We start from the raw sequence: 14,732 nt of genomic DNA, 5'->3' as shown, positions 1-14,732 counted from the left end.
ACACGTGAGTCGACCCGTCATGCGAGGTCAACGGCACCGGGAAGACTCGCCGACCACCTGCACATCCGACCCGCTCAACGGGACCTGCACCGGGAGGGTGGTCCCACGGGAAACCAGCAGGGCCCGGCCGGCCGGCCAGCCGCCCCGGGTCGAGCGGGGCAGCTTCAGGTCGAAGACCTCCCCGTCGACGTACGACGACGGGTTGAGCAGCAGTCCGTGTCGACCACGCCGCAACGCCGAGAGCCAGCCGCGGTAGCGGTGCACCGCCAACTCCTCGGTGGTGCCGGCGGCGAGCACCAGGTTGCCATGGTCGCGGGCCGAACGGGCGAGCTGTTCGAGGACGTCGGCGGCCTGCCCCTCGCCGAGCAACTCCGCGTCGTCGACGACCACGGCGACCGGCCCGGCCAGTTCCGCGACCGCGTCCGCCAAGTCGGTGTCGATCTCCGCGCCACGCAGCACCCGGACCACGCCCGGCAGTTCGGCGAGGCCGGTCAGCAGCGGTGACCGGCGGGGGCAGCAGACCAGCACCGGCAGGTCACCGGATCGCCGGCCACCGAGCGAGGTGACCAGCGCGAGAAGCGCCGTGCTGCGCCCGGACATCGGTGGCCCGGCGACGAGGAAGGTCGCCCCGGTCTCGGCGAGATCCAGGTCGATGGGCCGAAGATGATCCCCGCCGACACCGACGGTGCAGGTGGCGACCCCGACCGGTGCCGCACCGGCACGCAGCTCGGCCAGCTCCGCCAGGGTCACCGACGCGGGCAGCGGGTCGATCCGGCGCGGCATGGTGGCCGGGTCCAGACCCTGGCAGCGGCCCCATGCCTCTGCGGCGAGCCGCTCGACCGCCGCTGCCTGGGCGGCGCCGTCCGGGTCGGGGGCCAGGAGCGCGATCTGCACCTCCGTCCCGGACGGTACGGCCACCGCCCGGCCGTCCGGCATGGTCCGTGGCATACCGCGAGGGTCGGCGCCGAAGACGGCGACATCCTCGGGATCGGCCTGGCGCAGCACCAGCCGGGTGGCGACCGCGCTACCGAGCCGGTGCCCGAAGCCGGAGCGGTCGGTGGTCAACACCGGTAGGACGCCGACCGCCGAGCCGCGTCGGAGCAGGCGGTCGAGGGATTCGACCAGCCGTCCGCCGTCGGTCTCGCCGTGTTGGGCCAGGAACGCCTCGTACCGATCGACCAGGAGCACCAGGTAGGGCAGGCGGTCCGCCGCTGGTGCGGCGGCCCGCTGCTCCCGCAGGGCGGTGTACCCGCCGGCGGCGAGTAACCGGGTGCGCCGGGCGACCTCGGCGTCGAGCAGATCGAGCAGGCGGCCGGTCCGCTCGTGCTCCTCACCCTCCACCCAGGCACCGCAGTGTGGCAGTGCCGCCAGCGGGGCGAGGGCCCGACCACCGTGGTCGAGCGCGTAGAGATGGACGTCGGCCGGCCCGCTCCGGGTGGCCAGCCCGGCGGCCAGGGCGCGCAGCGCGGTCGACCGTCCGCTGCGGGCCATGCCGGCGATCACCACCGGGCCGGTCCGGTCCAGATCGAGGAGGAAGGGGGACTGGGCCTGGGCGCTCGGGTGGTCGCCCAGGCCGAGCGGCACCGCCACCGGCGATTCGCGGGACGCCGGGTCGCCGCCCGCCGCGTGGTGGACGGCCGGGTGAGGCACGGCCGGGTGAGGCACGGCCGGGTGAGGCACGGCCGACTCCAGCTCGGCGAGGGTGATCCGGTCCGGCAGAGGTGGGAGCCACGGGCCGCTCGGTGCGGCCACCTCGATCAGTCGCGCCGCCGCCCGGATCGCCGCGACCAACACGGTCAGATCGGTCTCACCGGCATGGCCGCCGGTCCCGGCTGCCGAGTCGGGCTCGGGCCGGTCGCCCGCCCTCGGCCGGCCGAGGTCCGCCACCCGACGCGGGGTGGCGGTGACCCGCTGGTCGGCACAGGGGTCCGAGCCGCCTGCTGACCGGGGCCAACCGATCCGGGCGGCCTGCACCATGGTCAGGTCGGCGTGGCCGGTACGCAGGTAGGCCCGCCCGGGATGCAGCCGGGAGATCCGGGCGGCATCGGGTACGTCGACCACGTCCGCGCTCTCCTCCGCGCGGGTGACCCGCAGGCAGAGCCGGAGGTTGACGTTGGCCCGCATCTCCGCGTTGACCACCCCACCGGGGCGCTGGGTGGCCAGCACCACGTGCACCCCCAGGCTGCGCCCCCGCATGCCGATGCCGACCACGCCGGTGACGAACTCCGGCACCTCCTCGACCAGGGTGGCGAACTCGTCGACCACGATCACCAGCCGGGGCAGCCGGCCGCCGGTGCCGGCCCAGTAGTCCTCGATGTCCTTGGCACCGGCCTCGGCCAGGATGCTCTCTCGGCGGCGCAGCTCGGCCGTGAGCGAGGCCAGTGCCCGATCCGCCAGGTGCCCGTCCAGGTCGGTGATCATCCCGACGCAGTGCGGCAGGTCCCGACAGTCCGCGAAGGCACTGCCGCCCTTGTAGTCCACCAGCACCAGGTTGAGCGCGTCCGGGGCGTTTCCGAGGGCGAGCGAGGCGACGAGGGTCTGCAGCAGCTCCGACTTTCCGGCGCCGCTGGTGCCCGCGATCAGCGCGTGCGGTCCGTCCCGTCGCAGGTCGACGGTGACGGGTCCGGTGGCGTCCGCACCGATCAGCACCGTCGTGGTACGACCGGAGGGCTGCGCCGCCCAGCGCTCGACGACGTCCTGCGCCGTCGGGTCGGTACCGAGGCCGGCCAGGTCGAGGAAGCGGATCTGATCGGGGAGGTCGCCGTCGTCGCCGAACCGGGCACCGAGCACCCGGACCGGAGCGAGCGCCCGGCTGGCCCGGGCTGCCCGGCTGCGGGAGAGCCCGTCGGCGAGCACATCCGGCTGGGGTCCCAGACCTTCGTTCAGCACCCTGACCCGGGTACCGGCCGCTCCGGTCACCACCACCGTCGCGCGGCACTCGTCCGGCAGGCTGGACTCCGCAGTGTCCAGGCAGAGCGCGTACAGACCGGCGGCCGGGCCGCTGGTGAGCAGATCGGCCAGGCCGGGCAGGGTGCGCAGCCGGCGGGCCCCGTCGACGATCACCAGCAGCCGTCGTCCCGGCGGTGCCTGGTCACGGAGCCCGGCCTGCCGATCGGCCAGCCGTTCGTCCATGATCCGCCGCAACTCGGCGATCCGGTGCTCGGCCTGCTGCCGGTCGGAGGCGACCATCCGCCGGCAGGCCAGGTCGGCCCGGTGCGGCACGGTGTGTGGCAGCCAACTCAGCCACTCCCACTCGGTCGCCTCGTCGTGCCCGGTGAGCAGGACGAGGCCGAGGTCGTGCGGGGCGTGCAGGGTCGCCACCTGGATGAGTAGGGCCCGGAGGATCGGCATGGTCGACTGGCGCGGGCCGGCCAGCCCGAGGACCCCGGCCGTACCGAGCGGTACCGTCACGGGTACGTCGTGGGCGGTCGGCACGGCCTCGGTGGCGGCACCCGGCCCGATCAGTCGCACGGCGGCCGGCCGCTCGGCCAGCCCGATCCGGAGCAGACCGAAGTCGGGGTCGGCGGGACGGCGTTCGAAGAGACGGCCGGTCGGGCCGGTGGCGATCCGGAGCACCGCCGCCGGGTCCGGAAAAAGCTCCCGACTCGTGTGCTCCTCGCTGACGGTCAGGGCGGCCAGCCGCTCCCGGGCCTGCGCGAGCCCGGCCCGGTAGTCCCGGAGCTTCTCCCGGTACTCCCGGCGTCCGCCCCGCCGCTCGGTGACGACGTGGGCGACCGCCATGAGCGGCGCGAACGCGAGAAAGATCAGGTAGTACCCGGAGTTGGGCAGCAGCAGGAAGATCACCCCGGCCAGCAGCAACGGCAGGAGCACCGTGGCAAGCGGGAAGCGGATCCCCTTCGGCTGCTCCGGCGCGGCCGGCACGGACACCTCGACCTGCCGCTGCGGCTGCACTATCCGGGGCGGTCGGTTGAACCGCCGCACGCCCAGCGCCGGGTCGGTTTCCAGCTGCGTGTCGGCCACCGGATACCGCCGCACCACCACCAGGGACTCGCCCAACTGCGCGAGGTCACCATCGTCCAGCCGGGTCTCCTCGGTGATCCGCCGACCGCGCGAGCCGGTGCCGTTCCGGGAGCCGCCGTCGGCGACGGTGACCGCACCTGCCCCGTCCCACCGGATCGCCGCGTGCCGTCGGCTGACCTCCGGGTCGTCCAGAACCAGGTCACAGCCGACGGCCCGGCCGAGGACCAGCGTGCGGGGCGAACCGTCGGCGGCCACCAGGGCGCTCGCCCCGGCGGCCGGCCCACCCACCACCGCGACCTCGCGGACCGGCGACGGAGCCTGCCCGTCGCTGCCCCGCGCCACCGCCGGCCGGCGGCCGGCCGGCTGACCGAGGGCCAGTCGCCCGCCGGTGACCAGCCCGATGTCGGCCAGCCGCCGCTCGTCGGACAGCCGCTCGGCGCCCAGGAACAGCGCCGCCCCGCCCGGCCCCTCGCCGAGGGCGTCACGCAGCGCCCCGACGGTGGCCGCCGGCCCGGCCTGGATGAGCATCGGGCTCGGACGACCCCGCCGGTCGACGACCGTGACCTCGTACTCCATCTCAGTGGGCGAAATCGATCGCTTCGGTGTCGCGGGCGTGCGCGTGCATGGCGCGCTCGGCGTCCTTCAACGCGAGCCGCATCCGCTCCAGCACCGGCGTGAACTCATCCATCGAGTGCTGCATCCGCTGCATGCTCGGCTTGAACTCGCCCTCCCAGAGATTGTCGAACGAGGTGGCCCGGCGGCCCTTCCAGTCCATGCTCTTCACGCCGGCGCTGAGCGTGCTGATCATCGCCTGCATCCGGTGCACGCTGGCGTTCATGTCGCGGATCAGCGCGGTGGTCTCCACGTCCGCCTGCTGTCCGAACTTGCGCCCCAACTCGTGGGCCTGCCCGGGATCGAGCTGGTACATCGTGGTCTCCTGTCGGTGCTGGTCGGTGCCCTCCTGCGGTCGCAGGGCGAGCGGTCGATCCGTCCGGATCGGCGCTTTCGACGCTAGGCGCCGGGCCCACCCCGCCGGTATCGGAAGCCCTTCCGATACCGGCGGGCCCGGTGCGCCCCGAGACTGGCGACGTGAGCAATGTGGATGCCCTCGCGGCGCGGGTACGCGCCCTCGAAGAGAAGATCGACGAGGCCGACGGGTACGCCCGGGCCTGCCGGGCCGCACTGGCCCGGCTCCGGGGCCCGCTCGACACGCTGTCCACCGTCTCCGTCGACGTCGGTGGCCTTCGGTCGAGGTCGGCGAAGGTCGACCGGGCCCGGAGCCGGGCCGAGTCGGCCCGGGAGGTGGTGGGGACCGCGCGGTCGAGGCTGGCCGACGCGGCCGGCGACCTGGGCCGGATCGCCGGTCGGTACGAGCGGCGGGCCGACACGGCCCGGGCCGATCTCAGGGCGGCGAGGAAGCAGCTCGCCGCCGCGGTGGCCAGCGGAGTGGGGTGACGAGATGTCAGGTTTCAGCGGCGTACGGGTCTTCGTCTTCGGCGAGTTGTTCGACCTCGACCAGCGCCTGCGCGGGCAGGCCCGAGCGCTCGGCGAGGTGGCGGGCGACCTGCACCTCGACACCGGTCCACTGCCGCCCGAGGCGCAGGCCGTGGTGGCCGGGCTGAAGGGGCTGGCCGGCCTGCTCGACCGGGCCGCCGACACCCTGCTCGCCGCCGCCACGGCCTTCGGGCAGACCGGCGCCGACGCGAGCCGGGCCGACCTGCTCGACCCGTTCACCCCGATGCTCGCTTCGCTGAAGGGCAAGGTGGTGCCGCCGGGCGGGTACGGACCGCTCGGCCCGTACCCGTGGCTAGGCGGTCAGGCCGCCTTCCTCGGTGGCACGGCCGCGACCATGCTGCGCAGCCACTACGGCTACCGCCACTGGGTGAAGGACGGGCCGAAGTGGCCGATCAACGGCTCCGGCCCGCGCGCCCATCCTGAGGTCCGTCAGGCGATCGACCGGACGGCGAGGATCGCCAAGATCGGTGGCTTGGCCGCCTCGGCGGCGGGCTCCGGCAGCCGGCGGCTCAAGGAAGGCGCGAGCGTGCCGGAGGTGGCCGCCGGCACCGCCGCCGAGACGGCCACCGTCCGTGCGTGCGCGACCGCAGGGGCCCAGCTCGGCGTCGCCGCGCCGATACCTCACCCGCTGGTCAAGGGCGGGGCGATCGTGGCCGGCGGAGTGATCGGCGGTACCGCGTGCTCCGGCCCCGCCCGGTGGGTGGGCGACCGGGCCAGCGACGCCGCAGGCGAGGTGGCCGACGTGGCCGAGGACGTCGGGGGCTTCTTCAAGAAGAAGATCCTCGGCGGGTGACGCGGATGTCGACCACGACCACGCTGCACCTGACCACGCACGAACTCCACGCGCTCGCGGACGCGCTGGACGCCCCGGGGCTGTGGGGCGTCCCCCTCCCGCCGGACGCCCCGGAGCCGACCCCGGGCACCGACCCGCTCGCCGGGCTGGTGACCCGGGGACTGCTCGAACCGGACGACGCCGGTGCCCTGTGGCCGTCGGTCGACCTCGGCGCGCTGGTCGAAGCGGTCGCCACCCACCGGGTGTGCGTGCTCGTCGAGCAGACCGCGACGACCGCCGGCCCCGGGCCGCGTACGGTCCACGCGGTGCTGGCCGGCGGCACCGGCCTGGTCCGGCACCGGCTCGGCGAGCCGGTGCACACGTTCGCGCTCGACGCGGGGTCGACCGACCGCCTCGCGGACACCCTCGTCGCGCTGGTCGAGCCTGCGCCGGGAGACGGCCGTCCCGGGAACCGGCGGTTCCGAGGCCGGTTCGCGGCCCTCGCCGATCTGGTGCCCGAGCCGGCAGGCGGCTGGCGTCGGTGCAGCGTCCTGCTGCGGGCCGACGGCACCGACGGCCGGTCCAGGGTGGACGGCCTGCTCGCCGTCCTCGACGCCGGCCCGGACCAGTTGTGGCTGGTCCGCGAGTACGACGGCCCGGACTCGGACGAGGGCGGCCCGGCAGTGGTCGCCGAGCCGGCCACCGCCGCCGAGGTCACCGCCGCGCTGCACGCCCTCGCCCTGCACCCCGACCCCGGCCCGGGCTGAGTTCCGCGCCTCGCACTTCGCGCCGCCGCCGGCCACCCGTCAGCAACGGGTGGCCGGCGGCCTGTTCAGACGGTCGACGCCGTCAGCAGCGACACCCCGCCCCCGACGAGCGCCAGCACCCCCGCCGGCTCAGCGCGGGGTCGAGCCGAGGCTGCGCGGGTTCAGCAGCGCGCGCAGCCGGGCCAGTGGCGGTAGCTGTCGCCGCACCGCGGCCCGGATCAGGTCCGCCTGGGTCCAGGCCAGGTCGGCGGCGGACGAGTTGATCACGCCGGGCGCGAAGGCCGCCTCCTCGTACAGCCCGCCGAGCCGCCGTACGGCGTGGGCCGTCGACTCGTCGAACCGGCCCTGGACCGTGCCGACCACCTCACCGACGGTCTGCGACCGGGTGACCGCGACACCGCCGTCGAGCAGCCGTTCCACCGTCTCCCGCCAGGCACCCGACGCCCGCCGGCCCGGGTCGACAGCGCCGCGTCGCCGGCGTCGGCGGATGCTCTTGGCGACGGGTACCGCCGCGCCGCCCAGCAGCAGCACACCGACCAGGACGGCGACGCCGGCCGGCCAGGGCGTGCCGCCCCCGCCGGGGCGCGCGTCGGTGGCCCCGGCGGCGCGGGGATCGGCGGTCCGCTCCGCATCGGCACCGGCGGTGGGCTCGGTGGACGGGCGACGCTCCGGCTGCTCGGGGGCGGGGTCGTCGGCACCTTCGCTCCCGACCGTCCGGCTTGGGGTCGGATCGAAGTCCAGCCAGCCCACCCCGTCGAAGCGGACCTCCGCCCAGGCGTGGACGTCGCGGCCCTCAGCCCGGTAACGGCCCGCCTCACCGGTGGGCCGGGGGCGGAACCCGACCACCACCCGTACGTCGTAGCCCAGGCTCCTGGCCAGCACGGCGAAGGCGCTGGCGTACTGCTCTGCGGTGCCGACCCTGGTGCGACGCAGCTCGCGGATCTGGTAGAAACCGTGCCCACCGGGGGGCTCGGCGGTCTCCAGCCGATAGTCCGCGAAGTGCCCCGCCAGCCGCTCCAGCGCCGCATAGCTGCGCTGCCCCCCGGCCACCTGGCGGGCCCAGGTGCGCAGATCCTCCGGGGCGGCGAAGGCCGGCGCGTCCGGTCCGGCGGCCGGGACGGAGACCCGCCTGCGCTCCTCGTCGACGACCCCGACCGTGCTGTCGATCCGGTACTGCGCCGGCACCGGCTGGCCGGCGGGCACCACCACGTCGCCACTGGCCTCGTCGACGGCGAGGCCGGTGACCGAGACCCTGGTGGGACGGCCACTGGAGAGCAGCCAGCCGACCACTTCGGGCCGGTTGACGCGGATCAGCTCGCTGCGGTGTTCCGCCGGGCCGGCGGCGGGCCCCGGGGGGAGCCGCGTCCCGGCGTGACGGTACCGGGCCCGGGTGCTCCAGAGAGTGCCGTCGAAACTCTCCAGGGTCACGTACCGCAGCCGCTGCGGCGGCTGGCTCGACGTGACGGTGACCGAGAACGGACGCTTGCCGCTGAGCAGGGCGGGAAACAGCGCCAGCGGGCTGGTCGACGTCCGGGGCTCGACCGGGTCGGTGACGAGCTGCCGGGCCTCGGCCGGTGCGGTTCGTCCCGCCGGGGCGAGCAGTTCCGCACCGACGCCACCGGCGACGACGACCAGCCCGGTCAGGCCGACGGCGGTCAGCACACCGACCAACCGCTGGTACGGCGCACGGCTCGCTGGGGCAGCCGGCTGCTCCCCGCCGGCACCGCCTGCCGGCGGCGGGCCGGGGTCCGACCCGACGAGCTGTCCCGCGCCGAGCCGGCCGAGGACGAGCAGTCCGGCGGCACCGACCACGACGGCCGGGGCGAGCCAGCCCGGTGGTGGGCCGGCCGGCGCGGAGACGGACAGGCCAGCCGTCACCGCGAGCAACGGGGCGACCAGGGGCAGCAGGGCGGCCCGCCGGCGTAGCGCCGGTTCCACGGCGCCGAGGGTGGCCGCCCCGACGACCAGCGTGACGACCGCGAACTCCGGACCGGTCGGCTCCAGCGGCAGCGCCGCGCTGAGCAGTTGCCGGGTGGCCCGCACGATCGCCGATCCGGGGGCGACGACCAGCAGCACGAAGCCCACCAGCACGCCGAGCGTCACGGCCAGCCGGTTCACCGGCGCGAGTCGGGTACCCGCAGCGAGGAGCAGGGTGGAGGCGGTGACCAGGCCGATCGCGCCGAGCAGGACGGGCCCGTACCGCCAGTCGGTGAGCGCGCCGCCGGGGCCGACACCGAAGGCCGGCGCGAAGGCCGGGACGGCGGTGGCCGCCAACCCGGCCCCCACCAGCGCTCGGCCGAGCTGCCACCGGTCCGGCCGGCTGCCGCGTGCCGCCGGGCCGGCGTCGTCGCGTGGGTGGCGTGCTTCGTCGGGGCGGTTCAGCATGCCGTTCCTCCACCGACCACCCGGGACCAGGCCCGGATGGCGCCGTCGACGTGGGTGGCGCGCACGACGGCCAGACCCGCCCGACGGGTGACCGTGGGCACCGGGGTGGACCCGTCGCCGCCGGTCGTCCCGGCCCGGTCCGGTCCGGCGTCACCCGGGTCCGCCCGGTCGGCGTCGAGCTGCACCACGACGACCTGACTGAACCGACGCCGTAGCAGCGCCAGCCGGGCCACCAGGCCCTGCTCCGCGCCGGAGACCACGACCAGGGTGCCGCCCGGCCGGGCCCGCTCGGCCAGCCGGACCAGCACGTCGTTGCCGTCGGCGCGGCTGCGTTCGAGGGCGGCGAGCCGGTCGAGGACGTCGTACCCGCCCGCCTCCCGCACCGCCTGGCGATCCTCGCCGACGGCGACCAGGCTGACCTCGTGCCCTCTGCGGGTCGAGGCGGCGACGACCGAGGCGGCGACCTCCACTGCGTCCTCGAAGCCCGCCGGCGTCAGGACGTTGCCCCGGGTGTCGAGCAGGACGGTGGTGGTGGGCTCGGTGGTGTCCACGTGCTCCCGGACCAGGAGCGTGCCGCGTCGCGCGGAGGACCGCCAGTGGATGTGCCGGGGGTCGTCGCCGGGCTGGTACTCGCGCAGCGCCGCGAACGCCGTGGAGCCCCGCGCCGACTGGTCGGTGAGCCGACCCTCGAAGTCGAGGACGACCCCGCGCGGGACCGCCGGCACCGGATGCACCCGGGGGCGGATCCACAGCCACGCCTGCCCGGAGATCGGCTGGGCCCGCCGGGCCAGGCCGAGCAGGTCGTACCTTTCGACCACCACCGGGCCGAGCCGGACCAGCCCGCGGCGGGCGGTGGGGACCGGCAGGTGCAGCGCGCGGCGTTGCCGGCCGGCGAGCGGGGCGACCCGGACCCGCAGCGGCACCCCGCCGAACTGCTCGACGGCGTCGAAGCGGGGGGCCGGGAAGCGGTTCAGGTTATGCACGTCGAGGCGGATCAGCGCCGGCTCGCCGACGGTCACCCGGTGCGGGGTGATGGTCCGGGTGACACTGATCCGGGGTCGGATCAGGATCGCCGCCAGCGCGCAGGCGAGCGCGATCGCCGCGGCCACCCCCACCCCGGTCAGGGTGGGGTAGCCGAGCGCCAGGCCGGCGGCGGTCAGCGCGACGGCACCCAGGAGCACCGCCCAGCCCGACCCGGTGAGCACTCTCACGACACTCCGGCGGCGGCCGGCACCGGGACCGCGCGCAGCACTTCGGCGAGCACCTGCTGCGGGCGTACGCCGCGCAGCTCGGCGTCGGGGTCGAGCAGCAGCCGGTGGGCCAGCACCGGCTCGGCGAGCGCCTTCACGTCGTCCGGGGTCACGTACCCCCGCCCCTCGCAGGCCGCCCACGCCTGGGCGGCCCGCATCAACGCCAGGCTGCCACGCGGGCTGGCGCCGAGCCGCAACTCCTCGCGGGACCGGGTGGCGTGCACCAGCTCGGCGACGTACCGGGCGATGGTGGGTGCGACGTGGATCGTGCCGGCGTACTGGATCATCCAGGACACCTGCTCCACTGTGGACACCCGGGCCAGCTCCGGCAGCGCACGGGTGGCCCGGCCGGTGAGGATCGCGGTTTCGGCGTCCAGGTCCGGATAGCCGACGGCGATACGCAGCAGAAACCGGTCGAGCTGCGCCTCCGGCAGGCGGTACGTGCCCTCCAGGTCGATCGGGTTCTGGGTGGCGATCACCAGGAACGGCCGGGGCACCGGGTGGGTGACGCCGTTCTCGGTGACCTGGTGTTCCTCCATCACCTCCAGCAGGGCCGACTGGGTCTTCGGCGAGGCCCGGTTGATCTCGTCGGCGAGGACGAGGTGGGCGAAGACCGGGCCTGGCCGGAAGGTGAACCGGCCGTCGCTCTGGTCGTAGACCGAGGTGCCGGTGATGTCGCTGGGCAGCAGGTCAGGGGTGAACTGGATCCGGTGCCAGCTCGCCTCCAGCGAGTTGGCGATGCCCTTGGCCAGGGTGGTCTTGCCGACCCCGGGGACGTCCTCGACGAGCAGGTGACCCCCGGCAAAGAGACAGGTCAGGGCGAGCCGGACCACCGCCGACTTGCCCTGCAGGGCGTACTCCATGTTCTGCTGCAACGCCCGGAAGGTGGCCGCGAAGTAGTCGGCCGGGTCGGAGCTGGGGCGGGACGGGTTGGTCGTCGGATCGGTACGCGGGTTCACTGGTCGGGCCTTCCGTTCGCGGCCTGGCAGGCGGGCGTGGTCTTCAGGGGAGGTGGGGGCTCTGCCGTGTCCAGCAGGGCGGCGATCTCGTAGCAGTGCCGGGTGCGGTGGTCGGCGGTGGCGACCAGGAACGGCGAGGCGTCCGGGGTGAAGTCCTCGATCGGCGTGCCGTCGCGGTAGACGAGGTAGTACTGGAAGCCCGGCAGCGCGGTGCCGTCGGGGAAGGTCAGCCGCACGGTGCCGGCGCGGACGCTGGTGGCGGTCACCGGCAGCCGGTACAGCACCGGTTGCGCCTGCTCGGTGGCCGTTGGTGTCGGCGTCGATGTCGGGCTGCCGCGGTCGCCGAGCGCCAGCCCGACGCCACCGGCGACCAGCGCGCAGACGACCGCCGCGATGGTCAGCGGTATCCAGCGGCGACGGCGGGCGGGCGGCGTCGGTGTCGGCGGATCCGCCAGCGGGCGCACCGTGCTACGGGTCGCCTCACCGGTCCCGGCGGCGTCCCGTGCTCCCGTGCCGTACCCCGACGACCCGGCCACCCCGCCGCCCGCACCGGACCGGCCGTCACCGCTCGGGCCGCCGGCCGCGGGTGGACGGACGCCGGCTGCCGGGACGGGGGCCACCGGGACCGGGGGCGGAAGCGTCGCGCCGCCGGGCCGACCGGCCGCGGCGTCCCCTGCGGCGAGGAGGGTGAGCCGATCCGCCACCGTGGCGGCGGTCGGTCGGGCGGCCGGATCCTTGGCGAGGCAGGCCCGTAGCAGGTCCCAGAGCGGGTCGGGCAGCCCGTCCGGCCGGGCCGGCTCCTGTTCCAGGTGGGCGAGTTGCAACGCCGCGGCACCCGAGCCCCGGATCGGCCGCCGGCCAGCCAGCAGCTCGTAGAGGGTCACCCCGAGGGCGTAGACGTCACTGGCCGGCAGTGCGGGGTGCCCGGTGTGGATCTCCGGCGCGAGGTAGCTCGGCGTGCCGACCACGACGCTCTCGCTGGTGAGCTGCGGGCCGTCCAGCAGCTTCGCCAACCCGAGATCGGTGAGGTAGGCGTGCAACCGGTCGCCGTCGCGCCGAAGCACCACGTTCTCCGGCTTCACGTCGCGGTGCACCACCCCGACCGCGTGCACCGCGGCGAGCGCACCGGCGACCTGGGCCAGCACGGTCAGGGTCTCCGACCGGGTCAGCCCGGCGTACGCCGTCGCCTGCCGGAGGTCCTCGCCGATCACCAGGTCCATCACGATCGCGACCACGTCACCCTCGGCGACCAGGTCGTGCACCCGCACCAGGTGCGGGTGCGTCAGCGCGGGCAGCACGGTGCGCTGGCGCAGGAACCGGATCAACGCGTCCGGGTGGCCGACCAACTCGCGGCGCAGGATCTTGATCGCGACCGGCTGCCCGTCGCTGATCCGTCGGCCGCGCCAGACCACACCGGAGGCGCCGCTGCCGACCTCCTCGTCGTACCGGTAGTTGCTGCCCAGCGGGGTGCCGGTGGGATCCGGGTGCAGGGTGGCCAGTTCCCGGGGATCGACCACCGGCGTCCCCACCGACGGCTGCGCGCCGGCCGTCGACGACTCCTTCGTGTCCACGCACCCCGGCCGGGTCTGCCGGCCGCGCGGCGGGCCCATACCGGCCACCCGGTCACCGATTTCCCCGACCGTCGGCCGGCACGCCGGATCCCGGTCGAGCCCCCGCACCAGCACGTCGGTCACCTCCGGCGGCACGTCCGGCCGGTGCAGCCGGGGCGGGGCCGTGGTGAGCGCCCGCAGCGCCGCCGGCTGGCCGGTGCCGAACGGCGGCTCTCCGGCCAGCAGCGCGTACGCGGTCGCCGCCAGAGCGTACCGGTCGCTCGCCTCGGTCGGGTCCTCGCCGAGCAGGACCTCGGGTGCGCTGTAGGCGGGATCCGGCTCCACCAGATGCACCGGTGGTGGCGGCGCCAACCGGACGACGCCGGTGGGATCGGAGAGCAGCCGGGCGGGGCTGACCACGCCCGCGACCAGCCCGACGCCGTGCAGGGTGGTCAGCGCTCGGGCGGCGGCCCCGACGGCGACACCGGCAGTCGGGGCGGGCAGTGCTCCACTGCGCAACAGGTCGGCCACCGTCGTCGGATGGTCGGGGAACCGCAGCCACGGGTGACCGTCCGGGTCGACGCCGCCGTCCTGCACCGGGGCGATCCCACCCTCGTCGGGCAGGGACCGGAGCAGGTCGAGGTGACGCAGGTAGCCTCGGGCGGCGGCCCGGGGCAGCGGGGCCGCGCCCCGCCAGGAGACCACCCGGGGTCCGGCACCGCCGTCGTTCGCCATCTGCACCGCCGCCTGTCCGTCGATCCCGGTTCGGTCCCGACGGTCCGATGTGGATCTGCGGATCAGACCCTAGGTCAGGCCCGGTACGTCCCGGAACCGGAAGCCCTCACCGTTGCGGGATCGTGGCTGTCGTCCCTCTCGGCGGCGCTACTGCCGCAGGTCGTCCTTGGTCACCAGCCGGCGGGACAGCGCGTACTCGGCGAGGTTCTCCAGGGCGTTGTGGCCGGTGAGACTGGGTGCGCCGGCGGCGGTGAGCCGGGCGCGCAGATACTCGATCCGCTTCAGGACGGTCGACCTCTTCTCACCGAGCCGGGCGGCGGCGGCCTGGTAGCTCCTCGGTTTAGGCACCGCCTCCGGCGGATCCCGCAGGTACTCGACGAACAGGGCCGCCATGGTCCGCCGCTCGGCGGCGGTGACCAGCACCTTCTCCCCGACGGCGGTCGGCAGGCCGGGGGAGAGGGTTTGCTCCGGCTGCGGATGACTGATCGGCACGTCCACCCGGATCCGGTGGCTGCGGGTGCCCTCGACGAGCACCCAGATCGGCTCCTCGACCGGCAACCGCTGCCCCGGCCCGAGGACCTTCCGTAGCCCGCGCTCGTCGATCACCGACAACGGCCGGCTGGTGGAACGGTTGGTCAACCGCCAGCCACCGTGGACGAACTCGAACGCGCCGGCCCGCCGGGACACCGAGACGTCGTGCGGGTCGAGACAGACCGTGCAGTCGGCGGCCCGTCCGAACGTGACGATCTCGGTCGGTCGGCCGATGTGCACGGTGTTGTCGAAGGTGACGGTCAGATCGGTCAAGATGCCGGGTAGTC

At 75.2% G+C, this 14,732-nt stretch carries 10 protein-coding genes; 3 read left to right on the top strand and 7 right to left on the bottom strand.

Annotated elements, in window-relative coordinates; all coding sequences use genetic code 11:
- Positions 1 to 27: 27 nt before the first annotated feature.
- Positions 28 to 4,557: an FtsK/SpoIIIE domain-containing protein gene (locus ACFYWL_RS10775; protein ID WP_386970267.1), complete on the bottom strand. Its 4,530-nt coding sequence runs from the start codon at positions 4,555 to 4,557 to the stop codon at positions 28 to 30.
- Position 4,558: 1 nt separating this feature from the next.
- The gene (locus tag ACFYWL_RS10770) at positions 4,559 to 4,909 is read right to left on the bottom strand and encodes a WXG100 family type VII secretion target (RefSeq protein ID WP_091250833.1); all 351 of its coding nucleotides are present in this window, start codon (positions 4,907 to 4,909) and stop codon (positions 4,559 to 4,561) included.
- Positions 4,910 to 5,070: 161 nt separating this feature from the next.
- On the opposite strand from ACFYWL_RS10770, the gene ACFYWL_RS10765 reads away from it, so the two are divergent.
- The 3 genes from ACFYWL_RS10765 to ACFYWL_RS10755 are packed head-to-tail and all read left to right on the top strand — an operon-like array spanning position 5,071 to position 7,035.
- Entirely contained in the window at positions 5,071 to 5,436 is a 366-nt protein-coding gene (locus ACFYWL_RS10765; RefSeq protein ID WP_386970264.1) for a hypothetical protein, read from the top strand.
- Positions 5,437 to 5,440: 4 nt separating this feature from the next.
- Positions 5,441 to 6,289: a hypothetical protein gene (locus ACFYWL_RS10760; RefSeq protein ID WP_386970261.1), complete on the top strand. Its 849-nt coding sequence runs from the start codon at positions 5,441 to 5,443 to the stop codon at positions 6,287 to 6,289.
- Positions 6,290 to 6,294: 5 nt separating this feature from the next.
- Entirely contained in the window at positions 6,295 to 7,035 is a 741-nt protein-coding gene (locus tag ACFYWL_RS10755; RefSeq protein ID WP_386970257.1) for a hypothetical protein, read from the top strand.
- 129 nt (positions 7,036 to 7,164) lie between these two features.
- Here ACFYWL_RS10755 and ACFYWL_RS10750 read toward each other — a convergent pair whose 3' ends face one another.
- From ACFYWL_RS10750 to ACFYWL_RS10730, 5 genes are all read right to left on the bottom strand, one after another.
- Entirely contained in the window at positions 7,165 to 9,420 is a 2,256-nt protein-coding gene (locus tag ACFYWL_RS10750) for a transglutaminase family protein (RefSeq protein ID WP_386970254.1), read from the bottom strand.
- The gene (locus ACFYWL_RS10745) at positions 9,414 to 10,631 is read right to left on the bottom strand and encodes a DUF58 domain-containing protein (protein ID WP_386970251.1); all 1,218 of its coding nucleotides are present in this window, start codon (positions 10,629 to 10,631) and stop codon (positions 9,414 to 9,416) included. The genes ACFYWL_RS10750 and ACFYWL_RS10745 overlap by 7 nt, the downstream gene beginning before the upstream one ends.
- Complete coding sequence (locus ACFYWL_RS10740) at positions 10,628 to 11,629, bottom strand: AAA family ATPase (protein ID WP_386970249.1); 1,002 nt, start codon at positions 11,627 to 11,629, stop codon at positions 10,628 to 10,630. Before ACFYWL_RS10740 ends, ACFYWL_RS10745 begins: the two co-directional genes overlap by 4 nt.
- Positions 11,626 to 13,914, bottom strand: coding sequence for a protein kinase (locus ACFYWL_RS10735; protein WP_386970559.1), 2,289 nt, complete (start codon positions 13,912 to 13,914; stop codon positions 11,626 to 11,628). The genes ACFYWL_RS10740 and ACFYWL_RS10735 overlap by 4 nt, the downstream gene beginning before the upstream one ends.
- 147 nt (positions 13,915 to 14,061) lie before the next feature.
- On the bottom strand, positions 14,062 to 14,718 hold the full coding sequence (locus ACFYWL_RS10730; protein WP_386970246.1) for a hypothetical protein: 657 nt from the start codon (positions 14,716 to 14,718) through the stop codon (positions 14,062 to 14,064).
- Positions 14,719 to 14,732: the final 14 nt, after the last annotated feature.

Origin of the sequence: Micromonospora sp. NPDC002575 (assembly GCF_042889525.1) — a bacterium.
Lineage (GTDB): Bacteria > Actinomycetota > Actinomycetes > Mycobacteriales > Micromonosporaceae > Micromonospora > Micromonospora carbonacea.
Note: the sequence above shows the minus strand (reverse complement) of the source record. Positions and strands in the feature narration are given on the sequence as shown.

What these genes read in the sequence shown, in the direction of transcription:
- ACFYWL_RS10775 (WP_386970267.1), bottom strand. Translation starts at nt 4,557, where the DNA reads ATGGAGTACGAGGTCACGGTCGTCGACCGGCGGGGTCGTCCGAGCCCG.
- ACFYWL_RS10770 (WP_091250833.1), bottom strand. Translation starts at nt 4,909, where the DNA reads ATGTACCAGCTCGATCCCGGGCAGGCCCACGAGTTGGGGCGCAAGTTC.
- ACFYWL_RS10760 (WP_386970261.1), top strand. Translation starts at nt 5,441, where the DNA reads ATGTCAGGTTTCAGCGGCGTACGGGTCTTCGTCTTCGGCGAGTTGTTC.
- ACFYWL_RS10755 (WP_386970257.1), top strand. Translation starts at nt 6,295, where the DNA reads ATGTCGACCACGACCACGCTGCACCTGACCACGCACGAACTCCACGCG.
- ACFYWL_RS10750 (WP_386970254.1), bottom strand. Translation starts at nt 9,420, where the DNA reads ATGCTGAACCGCCCCGACGAAGCACGCCACCCACGCGACGACGCCGGC.
- ACFYWL_RS10735 (WP_386970559.1), bottom strand. Translation starts at nt 13,914, where the DNA reads ATGGCGAACGACGGCGGTGCCGGACCCCGGGTGGTCTCCTGGCGGGGC.